The sequence below is a fragment of the Paenibacillus sp. HWE-109 genome (genome assembly GCF_022163125.1).
GTDB lineage: Bacteria > Bacillota > Bacilli > Paenibacillales > NBRC-103111 > Paenibacillus_E.
The window spans coordinates 346,861-359,664 of record NZ_CP091881.1 but is presented as its reverse complement, the minus strand read 5'-3'; the positions used below and the strand labels follow the sequence as shown (position 1 = coordinate 359,664).

General features: G+C 50.0%; 10 protein-coding genes. 5 read left to right on the top strand and 5 right to left on the bottom strand.

What is annotated here, in order from left to right; all coding sequences use genetic code 11:
* Window positions 1–63 precede the first annotated feature (63 nt).
* Complete coding sequence (locus LOZ80_RS01605) at window positions 64–1,110, bottom strand: GerMN domain-containing protein (RefSeq protein ID WP_238169791.1); 1,047 nt, start codon at window positions 1,108–1,110, stop codon at window positions 64–66.
* 213 nt (window positions 1,111–1,323) lie between these two features.
* Between LOZ80_RS01605 and LOZ80_RS01600 the strand changes: the two genes are divergently transcribed.
* Both LOZ80_RS01600 and LOZ80_RS01595 read left to right on the top strand, forming a co-directional pair.
* Window positions 1,324–2,286: a phosphatidylglycerophosphatase A family protein gene (locus tag LOZ80_RS01600; protein ID WP_238169790.1), complete on the top strand. Its 963-nt coding sequence runs from the start codon at window positions 1,324–1,326 to the stop codon at window positions 2,284–2,286.
* A gap of 168 nt (window positions 2,287–2,454) precedes the next feature.
* Window positions 2,455–2,715, top strand: coding sequence for a hypothetical protein (locus LOZ80_RS01595; protein WP_238169789.1), 261 nt, complete (start codon window positions 2,455–2,457; stop codon window positions 2,713–2,715).
* A gap of 86 nt (window positions 2,716–2,801) precedes the next feature.
* Here the strand turns inward: LOZ80_RS01595 and LOZ80_RS01590 are convergent, their stop codons facing one another.
* The 3 genes from LOZ80_RS01590 to LOZ80_RS01580 are packed head-to-tail and all read right to left on the bottom strand — an operon-like array spanning window position 2,802 to window position 5,246.
* Window positions 2,802–3,782 carry an MBL fold metallo-hydrolase gene (locus tag LOZ80_RS01590; protein ID WP_238169788.1) on the bottom strand — a complete coding sequence of 327 codons (981 nt, stop codon included), beginning with the start codon at window positions 3,780–3,782 and terminating at the stop codon, window positions 2,802–2,804.
* Between the two features lie 10 nt (window positions 3,783–3,792).
* Window positions 3,793–4,524: a class I SAM-dependent methyltransferase gene (locus LOZ80_RS01585; protein WP_238169787.1), complete on the bottom strand. Its 732-nt coding sequence runs from the start codon at window positions 4,522–4,524 to the stop codon at window positions 3,793–3,795.
* 29 nt (window positions 4,525–4,553) lie between these two features.
* Complete coding sequence (locus LOZ80_RS01580; RefSeq protein WP_189020883.1) at window positions 4,554–5,246, bottom strand: DUF6483 family protein; 693 nt, start codon at window positions 5,244–5,246, stop codon at window positions 4,554–4,556.
* A gap of 195 nt (window positions 5,247–5,441) precedes the next feature.
* Between LOZ80_RS01580 and LOZ80_RS01575 the strand changes: the two genes are divergently transcribed.
* Together LOZ80_RS01575 and LOZ80_RS01570 are read left to right on the top strand one after the other, a co-directional pair.
* Complete coding sequence (locus LOZ80_RS01575; protein ID WP_028556998.1) at window positions 5,442–5,663, top strand: helix-turn-helix domain-containing protein; 222 nt, start codon at window positions 5,442–5,444, stop codon at window positions 5,661–5,663.
* A 220-nt stretch (window positions 5,664–5,883) separates the two neighbouring features.
* A complete protein-coding gene (locus LOZ80_RS01570) occupies window positions 5,884–6,069 on the top strand; it encodes a hypothetical protein (protein WP_238169786.1) in 186 nt (61 codons plus the stop codon).
* Window positions 6,070–7,388: 1,319 nt separating this feature from the next.
* On the opposite strand, the gene LOZ80_RS01565 is transcribed toward LOZ80_RS01570, so the two are convergent.
* The gene (locus LOZ80_RS01565; RefSeq protein WP_238172876.1) at window positions 7,389–8,261 is read right to left on the bottom strand and encodes an NAD-dependent epimerase/dehydratase family protein; all 873 of its coding nucleotides are present in this window, start codon (window positions 8,259–8,261) and stop codon (window positions 7,389–7,391) included.
* Between the two features lie 193 nt (window positions 8,262–8,454).
* Between LOZ80_RS01565 and LOZ80_RS01560 the strand changes: the two genes are divergently transcribed.
* Entirely contained in the window at window positions 8,455–12,804 is a 4,350-nt protein-coding gene (locus LOZ80_RS01560) for a DEAD/DEAH box helicase (protein ID WP_238169785.1), read from the top strand.

The following is a 12,804-nucleotide window of genomic DNA, read 5'->3' as shown; positions in this document are numbered from 1 at the left end:
AAAAGCCCCCTCCAAGGAGCTTGTCAATGACAAGATCCCAAGCATAGGGCTTTCGCAATAAATTTACAGCTTCGCTGGATTAATATGGGCAGGTCGGGATACCGGCTTGGTATAATTTTGATCCGATGCCGAACTTTTCACCACAGCGCCATCCACTTTAATTTGAACTTGCTTATACCCCGTGTTTTCCGTTAATGACAGAATCACCGACTGCAGCGCATCTGCGGATGCTTTCTGATCTGCGCCCAGAAGCTTATTGGTGAAATCAACGGTAATTAATCCTTCTGAAGGCTTGATACTCTTCACTTCCGTCGTCTTGTTAAGCACGGCAGCCAAGCCTTTTTTCTGATCCGGCCCTTTGATCAGTTGATTGACAACGGCGGTAGCTACATCATCAGTTCGTTTGACAAGCCGGGTTACCGGTACGTAGTATTTATAATTTTGATCATTTTGATTTAAGAAATAGAGCGTAACCGGTGTGGATTGCCCAAACTCGGCATCCTCTGCCTTCTCGATATTAATCCCCATGGAACGAGCCAAAGGCGCATCCAGCGGCGTCTTCGCCTGCGGCATTTCCTTCAGATCTTTGCCTTCTACACGTAGTTGAACCTTCTCAACACTGGAGAAATTGGTCAGGTTCCATGTGACGGCTTCCAAAATTTTTCTTTCATCCTGTTTATCATAATTCAAAAATTCTTTGGAGAAATCAACGATTGCACGCTTATCCGACGTGATGTTCAGACTAACAATTTTGGTTCCTTTCGGCAGCAGCGCCTGGAAACCAGATGGCAGCAGGCTGGCAACCGGCCCTCCATCCACCATGTACTCCAGCGTCGTCTTCGCGACCGACACCGACTTGGGAAGTCCAAGGCTAAGCGGTGCTACGAAGCCTTTGGCATCCTTGACGTACACCGTCATTTGTGAAGAGTTTTCTTCCATCATATCGATCGTAACGGCAGCAGATGTCGTCTTGGCTTCCGCTTCCGCACCCGTGGTAGGAGGTGCATCGATGTCACTTTTTTTCCCAGTGCCCAGAACCGAACATCCCGTGGTCAGCAAGGTAATCACCCCCGCAATAGCGGCTGAACGAATCCAATGTTGATGTTTCATTTGCTTATTTCCTCCTTCGCGTTTTCGCAGAAGCTTTCTTCAGAAGCATCTGCCCGTTTGTGGTCTTGGATAATGGCCTGTACATTGCTTTTTCGTATTATTATGTATACGGGGCTTTGTCCGATTTATAACTACTTTTTGTCCACATTTTCAAGAATTAAATCTGATATGCTATACTTGTCAAATAGATTGGACCCAACTGGAGGCGCAGCGATGAGAACTTTCCTCAAAGACAAAACGCTAATTTTCAATGAATTCCGTGATGAAGTTTTCAGTCACTATTCCCAAGCTGTCATAGAAGATGCTGTGGCTCGCTTGCTCGTCGAGATCAAAGGAATCAAAAAAATTCCTTATGACATGATTACCACAACGCTGCTCGGAGTATTGAGCAAAACAGAAACGTATAACGTCATGTCAACGCTCATGGAATTGCAAAAAAAAGTAAAGCATGATTCTGAACTGCTAGCCAGCATGAAAGACCCTGCTTATAATGTGCACCGGACGATTGCGATGTCCATCTGTGGTTTATATGGAAGCGGAGCCATCTCGCTCTTTGGCTTTATGGATTGTAAATTCCGCTTTTTCTTCCCGACCAAACGTCCCAAATCTTTCATTTCCAAAGGGATCTGCGCCATCGTAGCCTCAACGGCAAGCGTGATCATCTCGGAAAATGTGAAAGAAGATTACACCCAGCGCAATCTGGAAATGCTAGCCGCTAGAGGTGTGGCACTTGATGATATGGTGGAAATTCTCGACACCCTGCAGCGCCCCTATAATCCCGATATGCCGCGCAGCCTCTGCGAAGAGCATGTGCTCGCCGTTCTGCGTAAGCAGCAGACATTCCACGCCCTGCAATTGGCGATCAAAATTGATACTGCCGTGGAAGCAGGCGAATTCAACCCGCAATATAATCATATTGTCGGTCAGGATGAAGGACTTTTCGGCGTAGACGAAAGCATTGCTACCGCCGTCCCTCTCATGTACGGAACCATCGCCCTCACCAACTTCGGCTATTTGGATAAAGAGAAAATCGGCATAATCAAAGATTTGGACAGTGATCATTCCGAAGGAAAATGCAACACGTTTATCGATGATATGGTTTGTGGAATCGTTGCAGCCGCTTGCGGCCGACTTGCGCATAATAATATCCCGACTTATAGCAAGCCTTTGAAATAAAAGATGGAGAAAAGCCATGCGGTGCCTTAGGCGCCGCGTGGCTTTTTGGCGTTTGGTGGAATGAAAAGCACAAAGGCAATGTTGATACCCATTCCGCCTTTCACTCAGCACACTTATAGCAAACAAGCATTCAATATAGAGTATCTACAACGAAATGAGGTGATTAGATTGGCTCGTGCAAAAGCTGTTCATCAACCTGACTTAGTCTTGATTAGTTGGACAAGAAACCCTCTAGTTCCCGGTTCTCCGCGCAGAATTACCGCTGCCCGCGTTATCGGCAGTGCACAACCCTGCACATTCACACTGGTGCGCAATAGGTTGGTCATCAATGCGTTAAACTGCTTATTGGATCATGACATCGGCTTTAGAATCGTCTTTCAGAAAAGCACTTCACGTGTAAGCGGGTATATTCTATTGCAGCGATTTTAGTAGTAAGTAGACTGGAAGCGCAGTACCTAGGCTTCCAATAAACAGGAATAGCCTCCAAACCAGCAGCACGGTTTGGAGGCTATTCGTTATGGTTTCGCTACAGCAATGTAGCGAATGAATTCCGCGGACGGGTCATCCTTGCGGATACGTCCCTCATCTTCCAGCAGGATGAGGTGAGCGATCGTCTCCGACAACGCGAACCTCATCTGGTGAATGCTCAGCCGGTCGCCGAAGGTCGCCCGGCATACATCATAAGCGCTCAGCGATGCGCTTAGCTGACTCTCCATGAGCGCAAGCCGCTCATGGTGGTGGCGCACCAGCTCCGCTGCGCGTGCGCCGAAGCCCTGCCATGGCTCCCGGTGTCCCGGGTAAGCCATCTTCACCGGCAGCCTGCCGATCTCCTGCAGGCTGCTGAGATAGGCGCCGAGCGGGTTCTCCTCCACCTGCGGGAGGAAGGACACGTTCGGCGATATTTGCGGCAGGACGTGGTCGCCGCAGAAGATCACCTCCGCCTCGGCGTCGTAGAAGACGAGATGTCCCGCGGCATGGCCAGGGGTCTCGATGGCTTCGTACACGCGGTTCCCTAGGCGCACAGGGCCTTCACGCAGCAGCGTCACCTGCGGCTGCGGCGAGACCAATTCGACGAAGCTCACCATGTGCTTCGTCATCTCGTCCAGCCCGTCCTGCGGGAAGCCATGACGGGCGAAGAGCGTGAGGAGCAGCGCCGACATCGGCTGCTCGGCGCCCCACAGGAGCTGCACTTGCGCGAGACCGGTCTCCGAGAGGAGAACCGGCGCGCCCGTGCGCTCCTGGAACCATCCCGCCATCCCATAGTGATCCGGATGGTGGTGGGTGAGCACGATTTGCTCGATGTGCTCGAAGCCGATCCCCCGCTCCTGCAGGACCTGCAGCCAAGTTGCCTCGGCATCCGGCGTATGCAGCCCCGGATCAATCACCGTATATCCCTTCTCTCCGCGAATGAGATAAGCGTTGACCCACCGCAGCGGGAAGGGCAATGGAACTTTCACTTGGGTAATCTCTTCTGTATGTTCCGTTACGATGTTCATATCCGAAATGTCATCCTTCCTTATGCCCTACAAAAATCATTCGGCTGGAAGCATCCGCTTCATAAGCCTGTCCATCATACCCGCCATACACATGATCAATATGTAAGCCTGCTTTTTGCAGCATAGCCTCGAACGCCGTCCGGTCATACAGCTTAATCTGTTCCAAATATTTCCGCTGCGGAGCATCCTTGTCAGTAATCACAATTCGTTTCCGCACACAACCCTCTTCAATCGCCCGCATTTCGAGAATCTGCATACCATCTTCTACCCGCTCCGACTGAGGAACCAGATTCGCCTGCGTATAAACCGGATTCAGGAAATCAATGATAAAGCGCCCGCCCTCTTTCAGAAGCCGATGCACTTCATGCAGTACTTGCTCATTCTGCTCGTCCTCGTCAAAATACCCAAATGAACTAAACAAATTCACAACAGCATCAAAGGGTTGGTCGAGCGGAACTTCGCGCATATCCCCGCGCAGCCACGTCACCTGCTTATCCTTATCTAATTTCACCGCTTCATGCAGCAGCACTTCAGATAAATCAACACCTGTTACCTCATAGCCAAATTCCGCCAAAGCCATCGAATGACGGCCCATTCCACAGCACAAATCCAGTACTTCTGCCCCTTGATTCAATCCTAACCAGTCGATCATTTTCTTCACTTCATGATAAGCGCCTTGCAAATCACGATGTTTGTATACGATTAAGTAATCATTCCCAAAACTTTCCTGATACCAAGCCATTTCTTCACACCTTCAATTTTCTTATTCGATTAAGGATTCATAATTTCAAAAGAGTGCAGCTTCTGTTTCAAAAAGCGCAAACCGTCCAACGCTTCTTCCTTGCTAAAATTACCTGCCAGCAGATCATCATCCGGGATCTCCAGCAATTTTTCATAAAAGATAACGCCTTGCCCAAGAAATTCAGCTTGGTCTGGGTGATCTTCCATATAGTGAAACAACACGTCCTCAACCTTGGCATAAAGACCTTGCTTCTCGTAATGGGCAAACAGCAGCCGCTTGATATCCTCCGGCATAATCCAGCCTTCCAGACGTCCCATGCTTTGCTGAATGCGGGCAATCATTTCTCCATACTCTTCATCCTTCGGCTCAACCTCGGGGGACAGCGATAGGTGCAGCAGCAAATCCAACGATTTCAGATAAGCGCTGTACGCCTCGTCTGTTTGCTCATGCCGCTCGAGCATGTCTCCTTGGGCTGTGAACATATCTGTGATCACCAGCGCTTTTGCCGTATCCAGACTGCCATGATAGGACAAAAGTTCCAAAATATCTTTGCTCGACAACGCCTGCAGGGAGCGAATATTCAACCCCAGCAAATGTCGGCTGGCTTCATCCAGCAGCTTCTGGGCATCTTCCAATGGGAGATGTTCCTTGTTAAAAAGTATGCGATGCAGCATCACGGTCATTTGCTCAATTTGCCGCATAAAATAATCACGCTTGAACACGAGAATCGCCTCCTTTGCACAAAAGAAAACCCTCATTTCAGCTTACCATGCATCACGAGGAAACTCAAAAGTGGATACCGCCTATTTTTCTATATATACGGCACCATTGACAGCAGCCCTTCATAAACTAATTTTGACTGTATCCCTTAACCTTGTATTTCCCAATACCCGAGCAAGGAGGGGTGACACACATCCATGGGCAGCGACCACAAAAACAAATTTCTACTTACGAACCGCGAACGCGAAGTATTCGAACTATTAGTGCAGGACAAAACGACGAAGGATATCGCGCAGCAACTTTTCATTAGTGAAAAGACTGTACGAAATCATATTTCTAATGTCATGCAAAAGCTGAACGTAAAGGGTCGTTCACAAGCGGTTGTAGAACTGATCAAGCTTGGGGAATTGAAGATCTGATTCCGTCAGCAAAGGGATCCATGCAAGCTCTCGAGCCTTCTTAGGAAGGAGTCGAGGGCTTTTATGTTTGCGCGGTATGTTTGTGAATATGTTGTGAGGTAAATGTGTGATTCAAGTGTCAGCAGAATTGAACATTTTGTTAACCCAACATTTCGACAACATCCGACCTGTCCAATTGACTATGATAATAGACAAACATCTGTAGGAGGTTGAGAAACGGATGGCCCAAGCTGTCGAGACGCACAAAACTATTTTGTCACTTTCAAAGCTCCTGAATATTGAACCCATGATTTTATTGCGGCTTTGCCAATATATCGAGTCGAGAGGTCATCGTTTTCTGAAATCAGAAGAGGGTTCTCTCCAATTCAATGACCGGGATATTGCTATTATCCTGGCGCACTATTGAAGAAGTATTAGCTAGTTTATAGCCATACCCTCGCTAACGAACTGTATTGTTGCTAAAGAGATGAAAACAGCCTCGTATTTGATCTAGCGAACTGAAGAGGCGTTATGAGACTGCGTGCAGGCGGAATAGTGCTGTTTTGCTCGAAACAAAGCTTCTAGAGTTCGTTATAATCTCGAACCTATTGGTTTTTGACTACATAAAGGCTTTTGAGTTCGTAAGGGCTGAGTTCATAAGGGAAAGTCCTGTTGCCTGCTAATGGGTTCTGGGTTCTGGGTTCTGGGTTCTGGGTTCTGGGTTCTGGCTGCTGGGTTCTGGCTGCTAGCACGCTAATCTCAGTAATAATCCCCCGTTCTACTGGAAATCGTACAGTCATTTCTTCATTTAAGCTCATAGGCGATCCGCTCTATTGGATTTTGTCCAGTAGAAATGCCTTTTAAGGTGATCTTTATCAGAAATTCGCGCCTTCCACTGGATAAACTCCAGCGATAATACGAGAACACGGCTCGAAGAGGCAAACCATTGTACATTTTCCAATCAATTCAGCTAACTCTAAATGCCCGCTCCTATTATGCGCGGATAACTCATAACTCCCTATAGCTCAGCATAAGAAAGCGGTTTTGCCGCCTTAAGAGATGAGCATCTTCATATCGGTTTTAACAATCTAGCGGATCTTAGTTCCCGTTGGTCTTTGCAATGACAGAGAGCGTTGTGTGAAAAGGAACTATGATCCGCTAACTGGCGGAAACTGGGGTAAAAGTAACATGAAAAGGAACTGAGATCCGCTATTTAAGCGGAACCTGCTGATTCCAACCGGGAAACGGTGAAATAGCGGATCGTAGTTCCCTCTGGCGTGGATTATGGCGATTTTCAGAATTATAGCGCCCTGCAGTTCCCTCAAACTCCCGATAATGACTCTTTTGGCTAGAACAGCGCACCGTAGTCCCTCCGTGCGAGGTAGCTGGAGTAACTCCGCGTTCATTCCAAAACATATAAACTCTTATATTTTTAAAAAACCTAGCCGCAGGCTAGGTTTTCAAGTCCATGCACCTTCGCAAGTCTCCTTACGAACTCAATAGCCTTTATTCGGCCCAAATCGCTCATCCAAAAAATCTAATGAATACCAGATGCGCTATTCCAAGCAATTGATCACCTTACCGCCTAAAATTTGCTCGATAACGCCAATCCAGTTCATTACATCTCCAAAGTAGCCATTTTCTCGTCGATAAGCATCCTACAGTTCATTAGATGCCACTCAAGACCTCAAAAAAAGCGAACAACCCCTTTTGCTTACTCAAAAGGACTGTTCGCTTTTGCGGCTACTACGATTGCTCCATCAAATGAATCTGCGGCTCCCAATCCAACAACTTCTTGGCCTTTGCATTGGAGATTAGGGATGTTCTCCCTTCCAGGGATGAACGTATATCTTTTACTCCGGGGAGGTATTGCGCCACTAAATCTCGGGTAAGCCGATTCGATGAGCTGTCATCCGCTGCAATGATTAAGGCCTCAGCGCCAAGTCCATCGACTTCAATCGCTTTCAAACAAGCAGAGGCTACGTCTCTGGCGTCGATATACGACCACAGTATCCGCAAACGCGCTTCTGTGTTATCAAAGTTGGCTTTCAGCTCCGCATAGCTCTCGGGAACTAGAATATTCCCCAGACGGAAACTGATGACCTGCATGCCCGTCCGCCGGTGGAAGGCTTGTGCGGTGACCTCGTTCACCACTTTGGATAGGCCGTAGCTGTCTTCCGGCAATTGCGGATGAGCTTCGTCGATAGGCACATATTGCGGCTCCATGAATTCACTGGCAAAGCAGATACCGTAAGATGATTCGCTCGATGCCAGAACCACTTTCTTAATTCCCAGGTTGGCTGCCGCTTCCAAAATATTGTAAGTGCTCATCACGTTGTTCCGAAAGCAAACATCATTCGTATGTGTATAGGCTTGCGGAATAGCCGCAAAATGAACAATGCCTGCAACTTCCTGCCGATTCCCACTGCTAAAAGCCGATAAGGCATTATGAACCTGCCCCAAATCGTTGAGATCCGTAATAATCGTCCGACAGATCGGCTCAGCCGGGGCCTTGACGTCCAAATTAATGACTTCATACCCATTTTCCACAAAATGTTTTAAAATCCACTGGCCTGCTTTACCGCTGCCTCCAGTAACAATGACTCGCGCTTTTCCCATCACCTTGTTGCCTCCCTTGAAATGAGCTGCCTATCTTCTTGTCTTCCCAAGTATAAGGGCAAATGTAAAGCTTGATAAGAACTGAAAAAATGATGCGTTAGTAACATAAAAGTAAGTAAGGTTCTCTCGGCGTTGGCTAAGAGCCTTCCAATATGCTATGTTGGAATAAAGTGTAAGCAAGGGAGAGAACGATATGACGAACATAGCGCCAGAGCTGTCTCATTTTCATCCGATTCTGATAGCATGGTTTTCTTCCCGTTTCGGTGAACCAACCGATGTGCAGAAGCAGGCTTGGAATGCGATACGTACCGGAGCGCATACGCTCATATCTTCCCCTACGGGATCAGGTAAAACGTTGGCTGCCTTACTCCCGGGTATGGACCAAGTTGTACAGACGAAACAAGCGCTTGGCGATGCTTATGTGCCGGGTGTACGCGTCTTGGTGGTCACCCCGCTGAAAGCGCTCAATAACGATATTCATGATCATTTGATCCATTTTGCCGGGGAAATTGAAGCGCTGGCCGTTTCAATGAATCATGAAAACACCTGGCGCGGCCTGCGCGTCGGCGTGCGAACCGGCGATACGCCCCAAAGCACGCGAGCGTCGATGCTGAAGCAGCCGCCAGACCTATTGGTAACAACGCCAGAATCGTTGTACCTGCTGCTCACCTCAACGCGCGCGCGCGATATGCTCAAGAGCGTGGAACAAATCGTCGTCGACGAGATTCACGATCTGGCAGCGGACAAGCGCGGTATGCATTTGTCGCTCACGCTCGAAAGGCTTGACGCCTGGTGCGGGCGATCCGTCCAGCGGATCGGCGTATCCGCCACACAGAAGCCGATCCAGCGGGTTGCGCAGTTTCTCGGCGGCTGGGAAGGGGATCAGCCAAGGCAAGTCCGCATTATCGAGAGCAAAGCCGAGAAGCAATATGCCCTGCAGGTGACGATGCCGGAGCCTGCGAAGGCCGGGGCAGACAAAGAGGCGATATGGACGCCGCTGGTAGAGCGGCTGCTGCAGCTGATGGAAGGCTGCAGCACGGTCCTGATCTTCGCCAACAGCCGCAGGCTTTGCGAACGCATTACCCTGCGACTCAATGACCATGTCGGTCATGAGATCGCGAAGAGCCACCACGGCAGCGTCGCCCGCGAGAAGCGGCTCGAGGTCGAGCGCATGCTCAAGGCAGGCGAGCTTCGCTGCCTGGTTGCCACGTCGTCGCTGGAGCTCGGCATCGACGTCGGTCATGTCGAGCTGGTCATCCAGCTCGACTCTCCTTTCTCCGCTGCCGCAGGCATCCAGCGGATCGGCCGTGCCGGCCACGCCGTCGGCAGCGTCAGCCGGGGCGTGCTGCTGGCGCGCAGCCGCAGCCTGCTGCCGGAGCTCGCCGTGCTCAGCCGGCGGATCGCAGCGCGCGACATCGAGGACATCCGCATTCCGCTGGGCAGTCTCGATGTGCTGGCCCAGCAGCTCGTCGCCATGACGGCGATGGGCGACGAGCTGGATGTGGCGAGGCTGGGGCGCTTGCTGGCGCAGAGCGACTCCTTCCACGAGCTGCCGGAAGAACGCTGGTTAGCGATGCTGGAAGTCCTGTCTGGCCTCTATCCGTTCGTTCGCCCGCTCATCGCATGGAACCGCGAAACCGGCACCCTCGAACGGCTCGCCGCCACCCAGATGGCTGCGCTGACCGGAGCAGGCACCATTCCGCAAAGTACGGCCTATCCCGTGCATCACAACGAAACAGGTCTTCATCTTGGAGAACTGGATGAAGAATTCATTCATGAATCGTCCGTAGGCGACGTCTTCCAATTAGGCACAGCATCATGGCGTATCGTGCGCAAGCGCCCGGAGCGTATTTATGTACAGGAAGCTGAGAATCGCTACAGCGAAATCCCCTTCTGGCGTGGCGAATCCGGCGGAAAGTCCTTTGAACTCGGTGTGCAAACCGGTCACATTTGGCGCGAGCTGCGAGATCGTTTGCAAGCCAAGTCGCGCACCGAGGCAGACATTGATGTTCAGAATTGGCTCGAGGAGCGTTATTATTTTGACGCCGAAGCCAGTCAATCCCTGATCAGCCTTGTCCGCAATCAACTAGCAGTGAACGCTGTACCCACCGATGCAACGATTGTCATCGAGTCCTTTTTGGATGAGAATAATCAAGCACATACCATTTTACACAGCCTATTTGGCCGCAAATTAAATCGCTCTTGGCTCATGGGAATAGAGAAACATCTCAAGCAACAAGGATTAACGGCTATCTACGCCAATGCCAAAGACAATGGTATTGAGCTAATATTCCCTAGTTTCCATGATGCTTTACTACCTGCCATTCTATCTTTGAAACCCGAGGCAGCGGAACAGTTCGTCATTGAAACAGTTGCCGAGTCCGGCATGTTCGGCGCAGCCTTCCAGCGTTTAGCCGAAACCTCCTTGCTGCTCTCCCGCAGTTTTACGCGCGTTCCGGCTTGGATCAAGCGGCTGCGCGGGCAGGAGCTCATGAAGGAAGCATTGCCCTTTAAGGAGCGTTTTCCTTTATTCCAAGAAGCGATGCGTGAATGTTTGGAAGATCACGTCGATCTACCGAATCTGAGGAATACTCTCATAGCTATTCAGACAGGGGATATTCAGATTGCCGTTCATCGCAACCACTTCCCTTCCCCACTTGCCGCCCAGTTCAAATCGGACTATGTGGCGCAAAAAATATACGAATCCGATGCTCTCTCCGAGGATTTGCAAGTGGAACTGCTAGGTTTCAGCCGACAAATGGCCGCCGAAATCTTCGGAACGGCCGCCATTCGCAACGTCGTCAGCCCTCAAGCAATCGAAGCTGAGGAACATAAGCTCACGAAGACAGATGAACCGCTCTCCTCTGCCAGTGACGTGCTGCGTTTTCTGAAGGAACGCGGGGATTCCTCGCTTTCCGAACTCGTTAAAGTCAGCGCTCCAGATGAACCTTGGATAGCCGCATGGATCGATGAGCTCCTGCAAGAAGGCAAGATCGCCGCAACTGTTTATACGAATGAAACCCGCTATCTGTGCAGCGACGAACTGGATTTCTATGGCACACTTTCCGAAGATGCGGTTTCCAGAACCTTCATCTTTCAACGATTTGCCGATGGGCGACTTTCTTTTACAAAGGATGAACTTGTCTCTCGCTTTGAAATTGAACCTGGCGTAGCAGATCATTGGATTCAAGCGGCGCTAGAATCCCAAACGATAGCAGCAGCCCCATTTGCTGAAGCAGATACAGAAGAGCTCTGGACCAGCAGCAAGGTGGCCTCCCGCTTAATTCGCATGTCCTTGCAGTCTTATCGCCGAGGTGGTGGAGCCATCTCGCCATCCACGTATTTAGCGCATATGCCGCTCAGGCGCAAGCTCACCGTGCAAACGGAGATATCCGGGATGGAGCAGCTGCTTTCGATCATTACGGATTTACAGGGTTTCTTCCTGCCCGTTTCACATTGGGAATCGCTGTTATTCCCGAGTCGTCAACTTTCGTATCGCAAGCAGGATCTCGATACCCTGTGTTCTTCAGGGCAGATTCTATGGATGGGGCGCAAAGAACCGGATGAAAAGGAAGGCCGGATTGCCTTCTTTCTCTCGGATCATCACGCTTTGCTCGCTCCCTGGCTGGCAGACGTGAATGCCAGACCCGTATCCCAGCCCTATTTACTTCATTTGCTTCAGGAAAAAGGGGCAAGTTTTCTTAGTAAACTGGGCATCGAAACAGGAAAAACGCCTTCTTCTTTATTGGAAGAATTGCTTCAGCTCGTTTGGGACGGACAGGCCGCCAACGACCAGTTTGCCCCTCTTCGCTTGCATGCGATGGGTGCTTCCAAGAAGCCGGAGAAATTCCAGTCCGGACTAGGTCGCTGGTATGCGCTGCAATCGTTAATCGAACCTGCCTTTGATAAGCAGGCATCTGCTATGCAGTGGACACATCATTTGTTAGAACGTTTTGGACTTGTCACCAAAACTATCGTTTCAGCCTATTGCCCGTTTCCGTGGGAGTCCATTCAAGCTGCGCTGCGTCAATTGGAGGAATGGGGATTAGTCGTTCGAGGACTGTTTATTGCGGATTTGCATGCCTTGCAATTTGCCACCAAAGAATTCATCAGCCTTCTGCACCAGCAGCCCGCTGCTTGGGAAAGTCCAGCCAAATTCACCCTGTTAAGCGCTGTAGATCCAGCTAATCCATATGGACTTCTGCTGGACTGGCCTGCTATGCCTGGCATTTCTTTCTCACGCAAACAAGGCAATTATTTGGCGCTCCAAGGCAGTGAATGGTTATACTGGATTGAAAATAATGGGAAACGAATCTATCATATGCCATCCTCGGGCAGCGCTGTTAGTGAACCTGCCATTGTGGCTCAAGAACTCAAAAGTATGTTCCGTCAGTTCCTCAAGCAGCATCACCTGCGTAAAATCGTGATCGATACGTGGAATGGCGTGCGCATCTCGGAAGCCCCCGAGCAAGCTTACTTGAAACTTCTCGGCGCAGAAAAAGACCGCACCAGCTTCGTCCTTTGGCCAAGCCAACTGAGCTGA

What these genes read in the sequence shown, in the direction of transcription:
- LOZ80_RS01565 (WP_238172876.1), bottom strand. Translation starts at nt 8,261, where the DNA reads ATGGGAAAAGCGCGAGTCATTGTTACTGGAGGCAGCGGTAAAGCAGGC.
- LOZ80_RS01575 (WP_028556998.1), top strand. Translation starts at nt 5,442, where the DNA reads ATGGGCAGCGACCACAAAAACAAATTTCTACTTACGAACCGCGAACGC.
- LOZ80_RS01570 (WP_238169786.1), top strand. Translation starts at nt 5,884, where the DNA reads ATGGCCCAAGCTGTCGAGACGCACAAAACTATTTTGTCACTTTCAAAG.
- LOZ80_RS01605 (WP_238169791.1), bottom strand. Translation starts at nt 1,110, where the DNA reads ATGAAACATCAACATTGGATTCGTTCAGCCGCTATTGCGGGGGTGATT.
- LOZ80_RS01590 (WP_238169788.1), bottom strand. Translation starts at nt 3,782, where the DNA reads ATGAACATCGTAACGGAACATACAGAAGAGATTACCCAAGTGAAAGTT.
- LOZ80_RS01560 (WP_238169785.1), top strand. Translation starts at nt 8,455, where the DNA reads ATGACGAACATAGCGCCAGAGCTGTCTCATTTTCATCCGATTCTGATA.
- LOZ80_RS01600 (WP_238169790.1), top strand. Translation starts at nt 1,324, where the DNA reads ATGAGAACTTTCCTCAAAGACAAAACGCTAATTTTCAATGAATTCCGT.
- LOZ80_RS01585 (WP_238169787.1), bottom strand. Translation starts at nt 4,524, where the DNA reads ATGGCTTGGTATCAGGAAAGTTTTGGGAATGATTACTTAATCGTATAC.